Below are 18701 nucleotides of genomic sequence, written 5' to 3' on the forward strand. Positions count from 1 at the left end.
CTTCGACTCCGGCGGCTCCGCCTCCTGCGCTCAGGATGGCAAGGAGATCAGCGATTGGCGCTTGCAATCGGAATGACGGAAGTCGCAAAAGACCCTAGCGGCCGTGGACGCAGATGCGGTTCTTCCCCGAACGCTTCGCCCGATACAGCGCCTCGTCGGCCTTCACGAACACGTCGCGGTACGCCAGGTCATCGTCTTCCGGCACATACACGCCCATGCTGACCGACAGGGCTTTTCCCTGCGAGCCGACCTTCACGGCTGCAAGCTGGCGCTTGACCTGTTCCAGCTTGTCCAGTGCCACTTCGAGATCGATGTTTTTCAGCAGCAGCAGGAACTCGTCGCCGCCCACGCGACCCAGCACGTCGCTTTCGCGGAAGCTCGATCTCAGCACCTTGCCCACCTCATGCAGCAACGTATCGCCCTCAATGTGACCGTACGTGTCGTTCACCTACTTGAAGTCGTCGATATCGAGCGCGACGCACACGCTGTGCCGCCGCACCGATGCGTCGGCGAGCGCCGAGGCAACCAGATCCTGCGTGGCGGTATGGTTGCTCAACCCCGTCGTCGCGTCGTTTTCCGCACGGAACCGCAGATCGTGCTCGTCATCGATATTCTCTATCAACCCTACGAGATGCCACACGCCCGCGACGTCGTGGGCAACGAACAGATTGGCGCGGTACCAGGCATAGCCCTTGCCGAAGTAGTCTGCCTGATACTCGGCGCTCACCTCGTTGGCGCCCGACCGTGCATGCTGGAACATCCTGCGCACGTCGTCCATGCTGCCAGGATGGATGATTTTGCCGCGAGTTTCCGAAAGCGTTTCCAAATAATGAGGGATAACCTGGGCTTCCATGCCCTTGCCCGTGCGATCCATGTACAAAAGCACCGTGTCGGAATCCGAATCGTAGTCGAAGCTCATCTTGTGCGTCATCTCGCTGAGCAGGCGATAGCGCTCATTCTGCCAAGAGCGTTCACGCTGATCGCGCAGCTCCGCCGTCACGTCGCTGACCACTGCGTACAGAACCAGCTCGCCGTCAGGCTCGCGCGCTACGCGACCCTGGATCCGCACGTCAATCGCCTCTCCGTTATCGCGCACCGCACGAAGACCTACGTCCAATTCGTTCCCATCCGCGATGAATTCCTGGTCGACGCAACGCTGATCGAGCCGCTTCACCTCTTCGCTCAGCTCAAGCGGCGCATCCCAATCGGGATTATCGGGCGCACCCGGAAGCCCGTCGCCGAACATGGTGCTCAGTCGGTCGTTGGCATAGCGCAGCCGCACCTCGCCATCGCGCTTCGCGAACACGCCCACGCCCACCGGCAGCTTGCCCATGGTGTCCAGCACGCGCATCATGATCCTGCGATCCTCGTTCGACACGTGTTCCGTCACGTCCTTGCTGCAGCACAGCACGGCCGACTCCGACACTCGCAGCAGAATGCTCTGGTACCAGCAGCTCCTATCTTCGAACGCCATTCGGTAGGTGCAGGCGATAGGGCTGGCGCCGTCGTCTGCAAGGCATTCGTCTATCGCGGCACGTAGGCGCAAGCGATCGTCCGGCTCGGGCAGATGGTCGGTCCAGAACTTGAGCGCCTCTTCCATGGGCATGGTTCTGTCGGCGAGCGTCCTGCCCGACGAGTACAGCGAGCGGTACGTCTTGTTCTCGCCATCGAACTCGACGATCTCGTCGTACACCGAGCACAACACCATCGAATAACGGTGTATATCCTGTTCGTAGCGCTTCTGCTGGCGGTCGGACACATCCAGGAACGCGCTTTGGACGACGGTCCTGCCGTCGATATCGCGCTCCAGCGCCGACGTGCCCTCGATCCATCCCATCGAGCCGTCGCTTCGCACGAAACGATACGTGAAGCCGATGGGCGCCGCCCCGGCCTTGAGCGCCGCAACCGTCTTGGCATGCAGCTCATCGTCGTCATCGTGGATGGGTACGATCTTACCGCCCGCCGTCCCAGCACGATATGCAGCGAAATCGGCGTACCCGAATATCTCGCATCCCGTACGGTTGACGAATAGCACGCGGGGCTCGTCGTCCACCGTATAGCGCACGATGCCGCACGGAACGGAATCGCTCAACCGGCACTGCAGCTCGCTTTGCGCCTTGAGGCGTTGCTCATTCTCCTTCTCGTTCGTCACGTCGATGAGCACGGCCACCACGTACAGCGCCGTCTCGTCTCGATACATCGTCGACGCTGAAAGATGCAGCCACGCCACCTTGCCGTCGCCGCGCAGAACGCGCATAGTGCACGACGACCGCGACGCACCCGCATCCAGTTCGGCAGCCACCGCTTCGACGCGTGCGCGATCTTCCGGATGCACCACCGCAAGCGCGTCGTCCAACGTGCGGGCCTGGTATTCCTCGCGAGTGTAGCCGATCATATCGGCAGCGGCATCGCTGAAATCCAACAGACGAATGCGATCCGCCACCTCGTAGAACGCCAGACCGCCCGGAATGGTGTCGCGCGTGGCAGCCAGCCGATCGCGCAAAGCCTGCTCCTGAGTGGTTTCCTCGGCAAGCAAATAGAGGTTGCTGAGATTGCCCGCGCGCGAGAGCAGACGGATGCGGACACGGATCCAACGCCCTCGTCCGCCGCTGCGGAAACGCAGCTCGCTCTCGGAGTCGCCGCGATCGCGCACCGCGCGCAAAATAGCCTCATGCAGCGCGGCACGATCCTCGTCCAACAGCTGCGTCAGCAGGTCCTTGCGTATCCTCTCCGCCGCGTCCAAATCATCGAGCATGCCGAACAGCTCAGCGAACTGATGGTTCGCACGCGCGATCTCCAACGTTCGGTTGTCGTATTCGGCGATGGCGGCGGCGCCCACGTAGCTGTTGAAAAAATGGGTTACCGGGGAATCCGCGTTCCAAAACTCGGATGCATCATCCTGCAGATTCTCAATGATCGGCCGCTTGACGGACTCTCGACCGCCGTCCATCAACATGCGCTCGAACGTCTCGCGATCTACCGGACGCGAGAACAGATAGCCCTGCATGTACTCGCACCCTATGCTGGCCAGGTATGCTGCCTGCTTCTGGGTTTCCACTCCCTCGGCGATGACGGGCAGGTTCAGCCAGCGCGCCATGCGCACGATGGAGGCGAGGATGAGGCCGCCGCGCGAGCTCTCGTGCGCATCGAGGAAGCCCATGTCCAGCTTCAACACGTCCACAGGCACGTCTTTCAGCGTGTTCAGCGACGAGTATCCGCTGCCGAAGTCGTCCATCTCCACGGTGAAGCCGGCGCGGCGCAGTTCCATGACGGCTCCAACCAGCTGGTCAGGCGATTCCATGTACGCGCTTTCGGTGATCTCGAGGTTCAGCAGGCTGGGCGGCACATCGTAGCGCTCCACGAGCCCCTTGAGATACGAGCACAGGTCGGATCGATAGATGTCGGCGCGCGACAGGTTCACCGACAGATGCGGCACGGCGTCGCGACCGTGCGCGTCGATCCACGCGCGCAGGCAGCGGCACGCCTGATCCCACATATAGTAATCGAAGCGGGAGATGAGGCCGTTGCGCTCGAACACGGGAATGAACTCGGCGGGACCCAGCAGACCACGCTTGGGATGCTTCCAGCGCGCGAGCACTTCGGCGCCGATCATACGGCCGGTCGCATAGCAGTACTGAGGCTGGAAGAACGGCACGAACTGCCCCCGGTCGAGCGCGGTAGTCATCTCGCCCGCCAGCTGCTGCTCCTTCAGCAGCGACGCACGCAGCGTCTCGTCGTACAGCACATAGCGGCTGCCCGCAGAACCGCTCTTCGCGGCGCGCAGCGCCAAGAGCGCACGGTCGCACATGAGGTTGACGTCCAGCTCGGGATCGTCGATGGAATACACCCCCATGCGAACGAAGAAGGTGAAGTCCTGACGATAGGCAGCGAACCAGTCGTTGAACACGGCGAGCATGCGATCGGCGTCGAACAGAGAACGCGGGAAGCAGCCGATGAAATGATCGGCGCGCAACCGAGCCGCCGCCGCATTGCTCGGCAGATTGCGGCGGATCATCTCGCCGATATCAGCGAGCAGGCTATCGCCCGCCGAAGTGCCGAACAGATCGTTATACGCCTTGAAGCGATCGATGTCGCCGTACACAAGAACATACGCCTCATCGGGATGGGCGTCGATCAATGCGCGCACGCGCACGTTGAATCCGCTGCGGTTTAGAAGACCCGAGAGGGCGTCGTGCTCAGAAGGCCCGAATGAGCCCCCCCCCCCCGTCGGTTTTTTCTTCCTCCAGCGAGTCTTTTTCGATTCCAAATTCCCATGCAGGACGCATCGCCCTCCTCGCCTTCTTGGTAGGATGTATGACGATGGGGATACAGTTTAGCGCTTTACGCCCACCTGCGCCATCAAATGTGCCAAAGGGTTGAAGCGGAGACCCGAACGAAGCGGTGCGGGCGCCCAGGACGACAGGAGGCGACCCTACGATCGCTCGCGCTTCTTCGCCTCGTTCCACAGGGTTTCGCGCTCTTCGCTGGAGAGGTCTTCGATGGTTCGACCCTGCTGCCAGGCGGCTTGCTCCATCCAGGCCCATCGGTCGCGGAACTTGCGGCAGGTGGAGCGCAGCGCACCTTCTGCGTCCACGCCCATGCGGCGGCCCACGTTCACCAGCGAGAACAGCACGTCGCCGAGCTCGTCCTCGACGGCGGCGACGGCCGCCTCGGCCGCGGCGGGGTCGACGGCCGCGCCTGCGGAAGCGGCCGCGGCGTCCACCTTGCCGTTCGCCGCCTTGGGCGCGACGGCGTAGGCTTCTTGCAGCTCGGCGATTTCCTCGCGCACTTTCTCCCACACGCCGTCAAGCGAGTCCCACTCGAACCCGGCGGCCGCGGCCTTGCGAGATATCTTCTGCGCCTGCATGAGCGCGGGGAAGCTGGTGGGCACGCCGTCCAGCAGGCCTTCGCGCCGCTCGCCCGCACCGTCGGCCGCCTCGTCGGCGGCGCCCTTCTCCGCCATCTTCACCCGTTCCCACAGATCCAGCACGTCCCCGGCGTTGGCGGCTTGCGCCTCGCCGAACACGTGAGGATGGCGGCGGACCATCTTCTCGTTCACGTCGGCGCACACGTCGTTGATGTCGAACTCGCCGGCATCGGAAGCTATCTGGCTTTGCAACACCACCTGCAGCAGCACGTCGCCCAGCTCCTCGCGCAGGTGCGCGACATCGGCGGCTTCGATGGCGTCCACCGCCTCGTATGCCTCTTCGATCATGTTGTGCGCGATGCTCTGGTGCGTCTGCGTGCGATCCCACGGGCATCCGTCCGGCGCGCGCAGCGCGGCGATGGTGGCGACGAACTGGTCGAACGACGGATGGCTGCAGGGGTTGGCCGCAAGCTGGCTTGCGAGGGGCGCGGCAGGAGACGGGGATGCGATGGGCGGCGTGGGTTCGGAGGCAGTCATGGAGATCCTTTCTTCGGTTGCTCAACAGCAGTATACCGCCGCGCGAGGGGCGTGGTATGCTGCACGACAATGCGAAAGGATATCGGTATGAACCAACCCGCCGACACGAACGACCTGCCCGTGCGCGTACGCCGCGCCGCGTGGCTGGCGCGCGCAGCGTTTCTGCTGGTGTTTGCCATCAACGTGCAGTGCGCGGCGTCGTTCGTGCTTTGGCCCGATGCCTACGCACCGTCGTTCGAGGTGGCGGGCGTGCCGGGCGCCGCGGCCGTGCAGGGCCTCGGCATCGCGTTCCTCATGTGGAACGCCACCTACCCCGCCGTCATCGCCAGCCCGCTGCGCTTCCGCGCCGTGGCCGTCATCGTGCTGGTGCAGCAGGCCATCGGCCTTGCCGGCGAATCGTGGCTGCGCTTCGGGCTGCCCGCCGGCCACGCCGCGCTTTCCGCCAGCATCGAGCGCTTCATCCTGTTCGACGCCGCAGGCCTCGTGCTGATGGCGGCCGCCTTCGGGTGGCTGCTCTGGGTGAAGCGTGCAACGCCCCAGACCTGAGAGCGTGCAACGCCCCGGGCTCGAAATGGCAAAAAGATGCCGAATTCGGAAACCATCGCGCCCCTCAGGAGGGCACGGCATGCCTGTATCCATGAAGGGCACTTCGATGACCAGGTATTACGAGAAAGAGCGTTTTTCGCAGCGCCTGCGGCACGCTCCGAAACTTCCGAATTCGAGCCTTTTTCGCCACCGGCGGCACCATCGGATGCACGGGATCGGACACGGAGCGAGAAAGATGCGGCGCAACCGGAAAACAGCAGCCACGACATAGCAAAATCGGATATGCTGGCAGCCGAACCGAAAAAGAAACAGCGAGGAGCATCATGATCGATACCGCACCCGCCCCGACCGCGCAGCTCTCCCCCGAAGCGCTCGCACAGGTTCGCATCTTCCAGCAGAACGAGGTGACCGAATCCGAAGTGTACCGGCGCATCGCGGCCGGCACCAAGGACGAGAGCAACCGCGCCGCGTTGCTGCGCATCGCCGACGAGGAGGCGAAGCACGCCGCCATCTGGCAGCGCTACACTGGCGAGGCGATGAAGCCCCAGCGCGGCAAGGTGCTGCGATTCTCCCTTATCGCGCGCGTGTTCGGCTTCACGTTCGCCGTCAAGCTGATGGAGCGGGGCGAGGAGAAGGCCCAGATCTCGTACGAGGAGCTGGCGAAAGAAGCGCCCGAGGCGCTGGGCATCCGCGCCGACGAGGAATCGCACGAGCAGGCGCTGCTGGCGATGCTGGACGAGGAGCGCCTGTCGTACGTGGGCAGCATGGTGCTGGGCATGAACGACGCCATGGTGGAGATGACCGGTACGCTGGCGGGTCTGACGCTGGCTATGCAGAACACGCGTCTCATCGCGCTTTCGGGTCTGATCACCGGCATCGCAGCCACCCTGTCGATGGCGTCGAGCGAGTACCTGTCGTCGAAGAGCGAGGGGCGTCCCGACGCGCTGAAGTCGGCTTCGTACACGGGCGTCGCCTACCTCGTGACGGTAGCGCTGCTGATTCTGCCGTACCTGCTGTTCGACGAGTCGCACTACCTGTGGGCCATGGGTACCATGGTAGTCATCGTGCTGCTGATACTCGTGGTGTTCAACTACTATCTCTCGGTGGCGCAGGATCTTCCGTTCAAGAAACGATTCGGCCAGATGGCCGGCATCAGCCTGGGCGTGGCGGCGCTGTCGTTCGTCATCGGCATCCTGGTGAAGCAGTTCCTGGGCGTGGATATCTAAGTGGCGCGAAAAGGGACAGTCCCCTTTCGCGCCATTCGTGAGCGTATCGAAGGCGTGTCAAATCACCCGTCCCTTTGACACGCTTTGACGCGCTTGGTACAGCTCCGCTTTGAAACGTTCCGAAGTTTTCTCAAACCAATTGAGAAAACTTCGGAATACCCGCCGGATTCTCAACTCAATTTCGTTTTTAGCACCCCGCTTCGCTCCTTCGCACGCATGGTCGGGAGCTACGCCAAAATCGCCTTCAAGTCCTCCTCCGGCGTGGTGATGGGGCGGACGTCGAACTCGCGCACCAGCACATCCAACACGCCGGGCGACACGAATGCGGGCAGAGTCGGACCCAGGTAGATTCCGCGAATCCCCAGATGCAACAGCGTCAGCAGGATGGACACGGCCTTCTGCTCGTACCACGACAGCACCAGCGTCAGCGGCAGGTCGTTCACGCCGCAGTCGAACGCCTCGGCCAGCGCCACGGCCACGCGGATGGCGCCGTACGCGTCGTTGCACTGACCCATGTCCATGATGCGCGGCAGACCGCCGATAGTGCCCAAGTCCAGGTCGTTGAAGCGGAACTTGCCGCACGCCAGCGTCAGGATGATGCTGTCGTCGGGAGCCTGCTGCACGAAGTCGCGGAAGTAGCTGCGGCCCGGACGCGCACCGTCGCAGCCGCCCACAAGGAAGAAACGGCTGATGGCGCCTTGCTTCACCGCGTCGACCACGGTGTCGGCCACGCCGAGGACGGCGCTGTGGCCGAAGCCCGTGGTGAACGTGCCGGTCGTATCGGTTGCAGCCGCATAACCGCCCAGCTCCAGCGCACGCTGGATGAGCGGCTCGAAGTCTTTCCCGCCGTCGGGCGCAGCCTCAACGTGCATCATGCCGGGGTACGCCACAGGACCGGTGGTGAACACGCGGTCGGCGTAGGAGGCCGCCGGCGGCATGAGGCAGTTCGTGGTGAACAGGACGGGCGCGGGCAGGTCGGCGAACTCGACGCGCTGGCTCTGCCATGCGGTTCCCACATTGCCCTTGAGGTGGGCATAGCGCTTCAACTCGGGATACGCGTGCGCGGGAAGCAGCTCGCCGTGCGTGTAGACGTTCACGCCGCGGCCTTCCGTCTGATCGAGCAGCAGCTTGAGGTCGTGCAGGTCGTGACCAGAGACCACGATGAAGGGGCCGGCTTCCACCGCGCGCGTCACCGTGGTGGGCTCCGGCGTGCCGAACGTCTCGGTGTTCGCCCGATCGAGCAACTCCATACAGCGCAGGTTCACCTCGCCCACCTTGAGCGACAGCGGCAGCAACACGTCGGCGTCGGCCTCGTCGTCGGCCAGCGCGGCCAAGCCTTCATGCAGGAAGGACGACACCGCGTCGTCGCGATAGCCCAGCGCCGCTGCATGATAGGCGTAGGCCGCCAGCCCGCGCAGACCGAACAGCACCAGCGACTTGAGCGAACGCGCGTCCTCGGGTGCGTTCCACAGCATGGCCAGATCGTAGTCGGGCGCAGCCCCCACCTGCGCCGACGCTGCAACGGAATCGCGCTCGGCATGGACGCGCGCGAGGAGGTCGGCCAAGGCCGCATCGTCGAAATCAACGTTCGTCAGCGTAGCGAACAAACCTTCCATCGCAAGATCGTCCGCCGTTCGCCGCGCGTCCCCGTTCATCCCCGCAGCACGTACGGTTCGCGCCAGAGCAACGAGCGCGCCCGTCACCTCGTCCTGCAAAACAGCCGTGCTCGCCTGCTTGCCGCACACGCCGGTCGCCCCGGTGCAGCCAGTACATCCAGCCGTCTGCTCGCATTGGAAGCAGAACATCGTCGCCGTATCGCCCATGTCTCGTCCTCTCTTGCGCCTGCGCTCAAACCCCGCCAGAGCGGCGCGAAAGGGGACTGCCCCCCTTCGCGCCGCATGCCGTTCACGGTGCAGTGCGCAGCGCTCGGTCATCGCTTGCTTGCCTGATGACGCTTACCCTACGATACTGGTTCAAGCATTTCCGTTGTATTTACAACAAAGGAGCCCTATGGAACACCACCTGCCCCTCATCGGCCGATCGCCCCTGTTCGCGAACATCGACGCCGCCGACCTCGCGCCCATGCTGCAGTGCCTGGGCGCGCGGAAGCGCACATTCCCCAAAGGCTCCTACCTCTTCCGCGTGGGCGACCGCACCACGGCGATGGGTATCATGCTGGAAGGCTCGGTACGGCTGGAGAAGGAGGACTACTGGGGCAACCGCAGCATCCTCGCATCGTTCGGACCGGGCCAATCGTTCGCCGAAGTGTATGCCTGCGAGCCCGACCTGGCCTTCGACATCAACGTGGTGGCAGCCGAAGACGCGACCGTGCTGTTCCTGGACATCGGGCGCGTGACCACCATGTGCCCGTCGTCGTGCGCGTTCCACGCCCGGCTCATCCGCAACCTGCTGGGCATCGTGGCGAAGCGCACCCACGCGCTGACGCGCAAAATCGAGCACACCACGAAGCGCACGACGCGCGCCAAGCTGCTGTCGTACCTCTCCGACCAGGCGGAAGCCGCGCACGCCAGCCGCTTCGTCATCCCGTTCGACCGCCAGGAGCTGGCCGACTACCTGTCGGTGGACCGCAGTGCCATGTGCGCCGAGCTGTCGCGGATGAAAAGGGACGGCCTCATCGACTACAATAGGAACCAGTTCGAGATCGTGCGAAGGAGCGCCCTATGATCGACCCGCGCAAAGCAGCCCTCATCATCATCGACATGCAACACGGGTTCCTCGACTCCTCGTCGGCGCTATGCGTGGCGGGAGCCGCAGCCACCGTGCCCGCCTGCACGCGAGCGCTCAACCGAGCGCGCGAGCTGGGAATGCCCGTGTTCCACGCCATCCGCGAGTACGCTGCCGACGGCTCGGATGTGGAAGCCGCGCGGCATCGCGGCTGGGTGGAAGGCGGCAAGCCCGTGTCGCGCGCCTGCGCCAGCCCGCGCACGCTGGACGAGTACGAACCGCTGGCGCCGCAGCCGGGCGACCGCGTGATCGCGAAGCCGCGTTTCTCCGCGTTCTTCGCCACGCAGCTGGACCTGGTGCTTCGCCGCCTGGGCGTGGGCACCGTCGTGCTCATCGGCACCACCACGCCGAACTGCATCCGCACCACCTGCTACGACGCGCTGTCGCTCGACTACAATGTGGTGCTGCTGGAAGACTGCACGTCGTCGCGCACGCCGGAGGTGCAGGCGGCGAACATCGAGGACATGGCCTTCATCGGCGCCCACATCATGACCTGCGACGAATTCTGCGAACGCGGTCTGGCGAACGTCGCAGACGTGGCGGGCGGAGTGCGCGAGGCATGCTTCGAGGAGGCAGCCCGATGATCGAGAACGTGGAAACGCTGGACGATCCGCGGCTGGATGCGTTCGCGCGGCTGACCGAGGCGCAGCTGCGCAGCAAGCTGGAGCCGGAGAAAGCGCTGTTCATCGCCGAGTCGGGCAAGGTGATTGAGCGCGCGCTGGCGGCTGGCATGGAGCCTCTGTCGCTGCTCATGGAAGCGAAATGGCTGCCCGCGATGCAGCCGATCATCGACGAGATCTCCGCGCGCTGGGGCGACGGCGTCCCCGTGTTCGTCGCACCGCACGACGAGTTGACGAAGCTCACCGGGTTCGAGCTGACGCGCGGCGCGCTGGGAGCGTTCCGCCGCCCGCAGCTGCCCAGCGTGGCCGATATCGTACGCGGAGCGCGGCGCATCACGGTGCTGGAAGACATCACGAACCACACGAACGTCGGCGCCATCTTCCGCTCGGCCGCAGCCCTCGGCATCGACGCCGTGCTGGTGACGCCCGCCTGCTACGATCCGCTGTACCGGCGCGCCGTGCGCGTGTCGATGGGCACGGTGTTCCAAGTGCCGTGGACGCGCATCGGCGAAGAGGCCGGCGCGGGCGCGACGGGCACGGGCGGCTGGGCGCCCGACGGCGTGCCGCTGCTGCATGAGCTGGGCTTCAAGACCGCAGCCTTCGCGTTGACGGACGACTCGGTGCCGCTGGACGATCCCGCCCTCAACGCCGAGGAGCGCCTGGCGCTGGTGTTCGGCACCGAGGGCGACGGCCTCGCGCACGACACCATCGCCCGCTGCGACTACACCGTGCGCATCCCCATGGCCTGCGGGGTGGACTCGCTCAACGTGGCCGCCGCCAGCGCCGTAGCCTTCTGGCAGCTGCGCGCGTAAACCCCACGGCACGGCAGCTGCGGCGCGAATTCGCCCCGGCGGCAGCACGGATTCGCCCCGGCGCAGCACGGACTCACGGTTATGAACGATTTTTTCCAGCTGAAGAAAATCCCACCTGGGGTTATGCGCGCGAATTCGGCTTCGTCGGCGAAATAATCGTTCATAACCGTGAGTCCGTGCTGCGCGACCATCGAGCGGCAGCCCCCGGCCGGCTATCGACCAAACAGTTCTTTGTGGAGCCTCATGTGCGCGCGCGTGAACCCGGGATCTTTGTACCGAAGCTGTTTCCCCAGCCGCTCGGCGATCAGGTGCGCGATCCCGTTCAGCTCTCCGCTGCGATCGAGCTGCCATTTCGTCACCGAAACCACCGTGACCCCCATGGAAACCAACGCGTCCCGGCGCATCGAGTCTTTCGCCATGCGCTCGGCTTCCGCATGAACGCCGCCGTCGTATTCGACATCAAGCTTGACGGACGGCCAATACAAATCGCAAACGAGATACTTCCTGCCCGCGATGCGCCGCTCTCTCCGCCCCAGGTCGATTCGGCAGTTCAAGCGAGGAGCCTCGATGCCGTACCCTCCCAAACGATACGGAAGGCACAAGAGCATGGCGAGGGCGGTTTCCCGAGGCGATGCCGAATCGCCCATCACGTATTGCAGCGCTCGAGCCGCCTTCTTCCTTCCGTGCACAGGACCCACGTTTTCCGTGAACGCGCGCAACCGCTCGACGGTGGTCAACGGCGCGCATTCCCGAATCTCGTCGCACCACGTGTCGTAGGTGCCGCACAGCTCGAAACCCAGCGCGATAAGCTTCTCCAGCCCCAGCACATTGGCCATCTGGACGAAGCAGAGCTCGGGCGAGCAAACGCAGAAACCGTTCCGCGTGTCCAAAATCGATCCGACAGGAAGATCGGCGCTCTCCACATGGCAGACCACCTCGCTCGACATACGGCGCGCCGCGTCGCTGCCCACCAGCACGTGCAGCGGACGCGTGAGCCACCACGGACCGGGGTCGGCAAGCTCGCCCTTCCGCGGAGGAGCCGCAAGGAACCGCCGGGGGTCTTGGACGGTGCGAAAGCTTCGCGAACCGACGCGAACCGACCTCCAATATTCCAACGCGGATAGATGGCTGAGAACTGGCTCCATGCCATCATAGTAGGATATTCGCTCAAAAGTTCACAGTGCGACTAAGCGAAAAAATGCACGGATTCACGGTTATGAACGATTTTTCCAGCTGAGAAAAATCCCACCTGGTGTTATGCGCGTGGAGACGGCTGATTCGGCGAGATAATCGTTCATAACCGTGAATCCGTGCTGCCGAAAGGGAGGGAGGGAGGGAGGGAGGGAGCCGAACGAGACGTCAACCCCGCCCCGCTATCTCGTCCGGGGGTGAGACGGGGACGCGAAGGGGACGGGGTCGATGTCTCATTGCGTCCTACACCGTGTCGCCAGGGTGGCCGGTGTGGTTCACCTTCGTGGCCAGCGGGTGCTCCTTGAGCGTGAGCATCAGCACGAAGCCCACCACCAGCAACGGCACCACGTACAGGAAGATGGGCACCAACGCGTCGCTGTACGCCGAGGTGATGATGGCGCGCGTGCCGCTGTCGAGGTGCTGCACGAAATCGGGCGTGATGCGGTTCATGTTGATGTTGTCCACGTGCGGCAGCTTGGCGGCCAAGTCGGCGGTCAGGCGCGACGTGAACAGCGCGCCCACCAGCGACGCGCCCAGCGTGGAGCCGATCTGCCGGAAGAAGTTGTTCGCCGCCGTCGCCGTGCCCACGATGGCGTGCGGGAACTCGTTCTGCACGATGAGCACGAGGATCTGCTGGCCCAGACCGATGCCGAAGCCCAGCACGAACAGGAACACGCCCGTCACCACCAGCGGCGTGCCCACGGTCAGCTGCGACAGCAGCACGAACCCCACGGCCGTCACGGCGCACGACGCGATGGGCATCCACTTGTAGCGCCCCGTTTTCGTGGCGAGGAAGCCCGTGCCCACCGCCGTGATCAGCACGCCCGCCATCATCGGCACCGTCATGAGACCCGCCTGCTCGGGCGCCAGCCCCTCGACGATCTGGAAGTACGTGGGCAGGTACGATATGGTTCCCATCATGCCGAGCATGATGAACATGCCGGTGACCGTGCACACCACGAAGTTGCGGTTCTTAAACAGCAGCATGGGGATGATGGGCTCCTTCGCCTTGCGTTCCACCAGCACGAACGCAACCGCCGCCACGAAGAACAGCGCGAATATCTGCGGCGAGATCCACGGGAACAGCGTGCCGCCCCACGCCGTGGCCAGCACCAGCGACGACACCGACACGGCCATGGCCATCATGCCGCCGATGTCGATGGGCGGGCGGTCGTCGCGCCGCACGGGCTTCGTCAGGAAGAACGCCACGGCCGCGATGGCCAGCAGCGCCAGCGGTATGTTGAACGCGAACAGCCAGCGCCACCCCGTCACCTGCACGAACCAGCCGCCCAACAGCGGCCCCACCACCGTGGACACCGCGAACACCGAACCCATGAGGCCCATGTACTTCCCTCGCTGACGCGGCGGGATGATGTCGGCGATGGTAGCTTGCGCCAGGATGATAAGGCCGCCTCCGCCGAGCCCCTCCACGGCGCGGCCCGCGATGAGGCCGTCCATGCTGGGCGCGAGCCCGCACGTGGCTGACCCCACGATGAAGATGGACAGCGCGATGATGAACAGGTACTTGCGGCCGAACAGGTCGCCCAGCTTGCCGTAGATGGGCATCATGACGGTGGACGCCAGGATGTACGCCGTGGTCACCCACTGCATATGGTCGACGCCGCCCAGATCGCCCACGATGGTGGGAAGCGCGGTGGCCGTCACCGTCTCGGACAGCGTGCTGACGAACATGGCCAGCAGCAACCCGGCGAACACGGCGGCCACGCCGCGCGAATGCTCGGGCTTGGGCTCGCTCGCGGGCACGCCGCCCTGCCGCGCCGACGCTGCGGCAAGCTCGCGCGCGCGGGTGCGCGCCGCCGCGTCGCGGGCCGCGTCGGACGTGGTCGAGGCCGAGACATGGCCGGAGCGTGCTGCGGTCGAAGGCGCATCAAAGGCCGCCGCGCGCTCGGCATCGTCGACGGTCGAGGTCAGCGGGGTGGTTTCGGGTTCGTCGCTTTCGTGCACGCGCGCCGCGTCCGCGGGCGCGAGCGCCGTCCGGTCTATGCCTTCCATGCCTGCTCCTTATCGCTGCGTGATCCTTTCCAGTATGGCCGCGGTCGCGCGGACGAGCATGCGGCCGCAGCACACGGAAACCGAACGGTCAGCAGAGCGTCGCGCACTCGTGGGGAAGCCCGCCAACGCCCGAACGAAGCCCCCGAGCAGAGGAGGAATGCTGGCGCAGAATGATGGCCTAGCAGGTCGCGATGCCGTCCTCGCCGAGGCCCTCCCGCATCGGAACGCGAATGTTTCACGTGAAACATTCGTACGCCACCGTCCGCTCTCCCTTCCGATGCGCTATGCGTTTTGCATGCGCGCGAAACCTGTCCGCTACTCGGCGCGCGCGTCGAGTAGAATACGGGGAACGAGGAGGGAGGGGATATGCAGCACGAAACCAAGCCGGAATCCGCGGGCGCGAAACGCACGCTCGCGGGCAGCGCCGTGGGATACGGCATCGTGTGCGGGCTGACGTTCCCCCTCATGATCTCCAGCACGTTCCTTCAGGAGATGAGCCTGTCGCACGGGGCGGGCGATGCGTTCGGCGCACTGTTCTTCCTCGCGTACGCGCTGACGATGGCCGGCACCGCGCTGGCCCACGCTCTGCGCCGCAAGCCCACGCGCCGCGCGCGCATCGTCAGCGCCTTCGCCGCAGCCTTCCTGGGCAACGCCCTCATGTTCGCGCGGCTGGTGGGGCTCATCGAGGGCGGCTGGCCGTACGCCATCGCCGCCTCGAGCCTGATCGGCTACGGATTGGCCACCGCCGAACTGGCGTGGATGGCGCGCATCACCAGCCTGCACGAGCGCGGCCAGGTGTCGCTTGCGCGCACCGTGCCGCTGTCGTTTCTGTGCGGCGGAGCGGTAGCGGCCGTCATCTTCGTCGCATCGGGCACCTTCGAGCTGCTGTTCGCGCTGGCCATCATCGTGGTTTCGGCGTTGCCGCTCGTGCGCACGGCGCCGATAGATGCAACGGCACGGCGCGTCAGCCTCGCGCAGGGCGGCGCGGGCGACTTCGTAAAAGCGGTGTCGTACCTGGCGGTGTTCTCGTTCGTGTTCGGCGCGGTGAGCCAGGTGGCAACCGTGGTTGAGGAGCCCGTGCCCATCGCCGCGCAGGCCGTGCTGGGCATCTTGCTGGCAGCCGGCATCATGCTGGCGTACGTGGTGCGCAAGAAGCACGCGCTGTCGGTGGGCGATTTGTACGACATCCTGTTCCCCATCGTGGCCGTGGCGCTGATCGCGCTGCCGTTCATCACCTCGCCCATCGTGCACGTGATTGCGGCGGTGCTCGTGTTCGTGGCGTTCTACCTGTCGGGCATGAACGTTCGCATCGCCGTGTGCCTGCTGGGCGAACGCGACCACGTGTCGATGTGGGTGTACCTGAGCGTAGCGCTGGGGGCGTCGGCGCTGCTGATCCTCGGAGGCGTCGCGTTCGGCGCGGCGGTGATCGCGCAGGATATGCTGGTGACGGGACTCGCGCTCATCTCACTTGTGTCGCTGTTCGTGCTGGCGCTCAACCCCATCGTGGCGAAGCGGCTGGAAACCCGACGCGCGCAGAAGGAAGCGCCGTCGTCGTCGCCTGTACCCGAGACGAGCGACGTGCGCACGATGCAAGTCGATCTGCTGCGCTCGTTCGCCGCCGCCCATGCCCTCACCGCCCGTGAAACCGACGTGCTGATCCTGTTGTGCCAAGGCCGCACGCGCACGTACATCGCCGACGAGCTGGGGCTGTCGCCGAACACCATCAAGGGCTACATCCACAACGTGTACCAGAAGAGCAGCGCCGTCGACAAGCAAGACCTCCTCGACCGCGTCGAGCTCCACGCGGAGGGACGCCCGCTGTCGTCCTGAGCGAGCGCAGCATTCGACAGGCCAGCAGACTGTCGAACTCCCGAGCGCGCGAAGCGAGCGCAGGGGGACCCGCTAAGCGCGGGGTCGAAGGATCCCGTGCGGCGGCAGCTGCGGCGCTTCCAGTTGGCACCGCACGGGATCCTTCGACCCCGCGCCTTACGGCGCTGCGCTCAGGATGACAAGGTGCAGCGGCGCTCCGCCTCCCGACCCGCCTTCGCGCCTCCACCCTCCACCCCTCCACTATGGAGGGTTTTCCCAATCCACCCACTTTGGCGCTGGCGGGGCGGCCCCGTTCCCTGGCAGGATGGCGACAGCGGATCGACCGGAGGAGGGTCGACCGCCGACAAGAAGCATCGTCGAACAGGGAGGATCATCATGAGCACAGAGGGAAAGAACATCGCATCCGCAGGCGTTTCGCGCCGCTCGTTCCTTATGGGACTGGGCGCGACGGCAGCCGTCGTAGCCGGAAGCGGCCTCGCCGGCTGCGCGCCGCAAAACACCGCGGCGCCCGCAAGCACCGAAAGCGGTTCCAATGCCGCAAGCGCCGGCAACGCGTCGAGCGCAACCAACGCCCAGAAGCCCGACACCATCCAAGCCGCCGCCGAGACCCCGGCCGAGAAGCAGGAAACCAAGGACGTCGACTTCGTCATCGTGGGCAGCGGCGTGGCCGGTATGAGCGCGGCCGTGGAGGCCTCGCGCGCCGGCGCCAAGGTAATCGTGCTTGAAAAGCACAACGTGACCGGCGGCGATTCGTCCATCTGCTCCGGCAACTTCTATTGCTGCGGCGCGAAGAAGCAAGACGAGCTGGGCTACACGAACTACGGCACGCCCGAAGAGGTGGCGCAGTTCTTCTTCGACCAGTCCGACGGAGACGCGAACATGGACATCTGCCGCCTCGTGGCCGAGAACGGCGGCGCGGCCATGGATTGGCTGGTGGAGCTGGGCTGCGACTTCGACAAGAAGCCGGGCGACAACGTGTCCGACCGCTCCATGCTGTCGACCACCAGCGGCAAGGGCATCGTGGACAACCTCATCGCCGAAGCCGAGAAGAACGGCGTGGAAATCATGATGGAAACGCGCGCCATCGAAGTGCTCATGGACGGCGGCAAGGCCGCGGGCGTGAAGGCGCGCCAGGGCAAGACCGAGTACACCATCAACGCGAAGGCCGTCATGCTGGCTTCGGGCGGCTTCGACGGCCAGGATTGGGCGAAGGAGCTGTACGCGCCCGGCACCGTGGGCTGGCACACGTTCAGCAGCCCCAGCAACACGGGCGACGGCATCGAGCTGGCGAAGCAGACCGGAGCGATGACGCTGCTGAAGGGCGGCCTGTCGCAGATCCACCTCGTGGGCCGCGAACCGCTGCCGCTCAACGACGAGCTGAGCGCGCTGCGCATGGTGAACACGGGCGTATTCGTCACCGACCTGGGTTATCGTTGCGCGAACGAGTCGATGACCAGCCAGTTCGACTACTTCACGCCTTTCGTGGAAAGCGGCCGCAAGGAATTCACCATCATCTGCGACTCGCAGCAGCCCGAGAAGCGCATGGAGCTCATCAAGAAGGGCGTGGAGAAGGGCGTCGTCGACACGGCCGACACCATCGAGGAGCTGGCCGAGGCTGCCGGGCTGCCCTCCTACCCGCTGATGAAGACCATCGAACGCTACAACGAGCTGTGCGAGGCCGGCGAGGACACCGACTTCCACAAGAAGCCCGAAGACCTGCATGCCATCGAGAAGGCGCCGTTCTACGCCATCCAGATCACGCCGAACACGAACGACTCGTTCGGCCAGCTGGCCATCAGCACGAAGGCCGAAGTGCTGGACGCCGACCGCAAGCCCGTCCCCGGCCTGTACGCCGGCGGCACGCTGGGCAACGCCGAGCTGTTCTACATGCGCTACGCCGTGAGCGGCTCGTCCATGTGCATGGGCACCGTCACCGGCCGCATCGCCGCCCAGTCGGCTCTGGAATACTACGGCGCGTAACGCGCCGAACGCCCGGGAGCCGGCACGCCCGGGGCCCGGGCGTCATCACACCGCCTTCCCTCCCCTCACGCCCTCTGGCTCTCGCCAGAGGGCGCTTTGCATACAAACGGGTCGCAGCCGCATCGTGGCCGCCGGCTCTCAAAACCGTCGTTCGGGCTCCTTCTCCTGTTCGACCCCGAATGTTGGTCCTTCGCTGTTTCTAGTGGGTACCATACCTCTCGGGGATCCCGAGCGACAGCTTCCCCAGGTGCAGGAAGATCATCGCCTTGAAGTTCTCGAAGTTGCGGTACCCCCTCGCCGCGCGCTTGACCGACTGGATGACGGAGTTCAGCCC

At 65.1% G+C, this 18701-nt stretch carries 14 protein-coding genes; 7 read left to right on the plus strand and 7 right to left on the minus strand.

What is annotated here, in order from left to right:
• Positions 1-94: 94 nt before the first annotated feature.
• The 3 genes from GT590_RS05185 to mazG form a co-directional block, all read right to left on the minus strand.
• The gene (locus tag GT590_RS05185) at positions 95-448 is read right to left on the minus strand and encodes a GGDEF domain-containing protein (protein WP_009608102.1); all 354 of its coding nucleotides are present in this window, start codon (positions 446-448) and stop codon (positions 95-97) included.
• The gene (locus GT590_RS05190) at positions 449-4147 is read right to left on the minus strand and encodes an EAL domain-containing protein (protein WP_233654431.1); all 3699 of its coding nucleotides are present in this window, start codon (positions 4145-4147) and stop codon (positions 449-451) included.
• A gap of 285 nt (positions 4148-4432) precedes the next feature.
• The gene (gene mazG, locus GT590_RS05195; protein WP_009305793.1) at positions 4433-5404 is read right to left on the minus strand and encodes a nucleoside triphosphate pyrophosphohydrolase; all 972 of its coding nucleotides are present in this window, start codon (positions 5402-5404) and stop codon (positions 4433-4435) included.
• Positions 5405-5491: 87 nt separating this feature from the next.
• Here mazG and GT590_RS05200 point away from each other — a divergent pair, with 87 nt between their 5' ends.
• Together GT590_RS05200 and GT590_RS05205 are read left to right on the plus strand one after the other, a co-directional pair.
• Positions 5492-5950: a hypothetical protein gene (locus GT590_RS05200; RefSeq protein WP_009305792.1), complete on the plus strand. Its 459-nt coding sequence runs from the start codon at positions 5492-5494 to the stop codon at positions 5948-5950.
• A 323-nt stretch (positions 5951-6273) separates the two neighbouring features.
• A complete protein-coding gene (locus GT590_RS05205; protein WP_009305791.1) occupies positions 6274-7176 on the plus strand; it encodes a VIT1/CCC1 transporter family protein in 903 nt (300 codons plus the stop codon).
• Positions 7177-7403: 227 nt separating this feature from the next.
• On the opposite strand, the gene hcp is transcribed toward GT590_RS05205, so the two are convergent.
• Positions 7404-8999 (minus strand): hydroxylamine reductase, encoded by a 1596-nt coding sequence (hcp, locus tag GT590_RS05210; protein ID WP_009305790.1) that lies wholly within the window; start codon positions 8997-8999, stop codon positions 7404-7406.
• A 187-nt stretch (positions 9000-9186) separates the two neighbouring features.
• Between hcp and GT590_RS05215 the strand changes: the two genes are divergently transcribed.
• Genes GT590_RS05215 through GT590_RS05225 form a run of 3 tightly spaced genes read left to right on the plus strand, consistent with a single transcriptional unit; the run spans position 9187 to position 11353 of the window.
• Positions 9187-9861 (plus strand): Crp/Fnr family transcriptional regulator, encoded by a 675-nt coding sequence (locus tag GT590_RS05215; protein WP_009305789.1) that lies wholly within the window; start codon positions 9187-9189, stop codon positions 9859-9861.
• Positions 9858-10505 (plus strand): cysteine hydrolase family protein, encoded by a 648-nt coding sequence (locus GT590_RS05220; RefSeq protein ID WP_009305788.1) that lies wholly within the window; start codon positions 9858-9860, stop codon positions 10503-10505. Before GT590_RS05215 ends, GT590_RS05220 begins: the two co-directional genes overlap by 4 nt.
• Entirely contained in the window at positions 10502-11353 is an 852-nt protein-coding gene (locus GT590_RS05225; protein ID WP_021410405.1) for an RNA methyltransferase, read from the plus strand. The genes GT590_RS05220 and GT590_RS05225 overlap by 4 nt, the downstream gene beginning before the upstream one ends.
• Before the next feature lie 212 nt (positions 11354-11565).
• Here the strand turns inward: GT590_RS05225 and GT590_RS05230 are convergent, their stop codons facing one another.
• Positions 11566-12498, minus strand: coding sequence for an endonuclease domain-containing protein (locus tag GT590_RS05230; RefSeq protein ID WP_240133128.1), 933 nt, complete (start codon positions 12496-12498; stop codon positions 11566-11568).
• Positions 12499-12787: 289 nt separating this feature from the next.
• Entirely contained in the window at positions 12788-14557 is a 1770-nt protein-coding gene (locus tag GT590_RS05235; protein WP_114551926.1) for an MDR family MFS transporter, read from the minus strand.
• A gap of 366 nt (positions 14558-14923) precedes the next feature.
• Here GT590_RS05235 and GT590_RS05240 point away from each other — a divergent pair, with 366 nt between their 5' ends.
• Complete coding sequence (locus tag GT590_RS05240) at positions 14924-16387, plus strand: helix-turn-helix transcriptional regulator (protein WP_114551925.1); 1464 nt, start codon at positions 14924-14926, stop codon at positions 16385-16387.
• A gap of 375 nt (positions 16388-16762) precedes the next feature.
• Positions 16763-18367: an FAD-dependent oxidoreductase gene (locus tag GT590_RS05245; RefSeq protein ID WP_114551924.1), complete on the plus strand. Its 1605-nt coding sequence runs from the start codon at positions 16763-16765 to the stop codon at positions 18365-18367.
• Positions 18368-18566: 199 nt separating this feature from the next.
• Here the strand turns inward: GT590_RS05245 and GT590_RS14800 are convergent, their stop codons facing one another.
• Entirely contained in the window at positions 18567-18698 is a 132-nt protein-coding gene (locus GT590_RS14800) for a transposase (RefSeq protein WP_368854010.1), read from the minus strand.
• Between the last annotated feature and the right edge of the window lie 3 nt (positions 18699-18701).

The sequence above is a fragment of the Eggerthella sp. BIOML-A1 genome, from assembly GCF_009875595.1.
In the GTDB taxonomy this organism is placed as follows: Bacteria; Actinomycetota; Coriobacteriia; order Coriobacteriales; family Eggerthellaceae; genus Eggerthella; species Eggerthella lenta.

What these genes read in the sequence shown, in the direction of transcription:
- mazG (WP_009305793.1), bottom strand. Translation starts at nt 5,404, where the DNA reads ATGACTGCCTCCGAACCCACGCCGCCCATCGCATCCCCGTCTCCTGCC.
- GT590_RS05200 (WP_009305792.1), top strand. Translation starts at nt 5,492, where the DNA reads ATGAACCAACCCGCCGACACGAACGACCTGCCCGTGCGCGTACGCCGC.
- GT590_RS05205 (WP_009305791.1), top strand. Translation starts at nt 6,274, where the DNA reads ATGATCGATACCGCACCCGCCCCGACCGCGCAGCTCTCCCCCGAAGCG.
- hcp (WP_009305790.1), bottom strand. Translation starts at nt 8,999, where the DNA reads ATGGGCGATACGGCGACGATGTTCTGCTTCCAATGCGAGCAGACGGCT.
- GT590_RS05215 (WP_009305789.1), top strand. Translation starts at nt 9,187, where the DNA reads ATGGAACACCACCTGCCCCTCATCGGCCGATCGCCCCTGTTCGCGAAC.
- GT590_RS05220 (WP_009305788.1), top strand. Translation starts at nt 9,858, where the DNA reads ATGATCGACCCGCGCAAAGCAGCCCTCATCATCATCGACATGCAACAC.
- GT590_RS05225 (WP_021410405.1), top strand. Translation starts at nt 10,502, where the DNA reads ATGATCGAGAACGTGGAAACGCTGGACGATCCGCGGCTGGATGCGTTC.
- GT590_RS05230 (WP_240133128.1), bottom strand. Translation starts at nt 12,498, where the DNA reads ATGGAGCCAGTTCTCAGCCATCTATCCGCGTTGGAATATTGGAGGTCG.
- GT590_RS05235 (WP_114551926.1), bottom strand. Translation starts at nt 14,557, where the DNA reads ATGGAAGGCATAGACCGGACGGCGCTCGCGCCCGCGGACGCGGCGCGC.
- GT590_RS05240 (WP_114551925.1), top strand. Translation starts at nt 14,924, where the DNA reads ATGCAGCACGAAACCAAGCCGGAATCCGCGGGCGCGAAACGCACGCTC.
- GT590_RS05245 (WP_114551924.1), top strand. Translation starts at nt 16,763, where the DNA reads ATGAGCACAGAGGGAAAGAACATCGCATCCGCAGGCGTTTCGCGCCGC.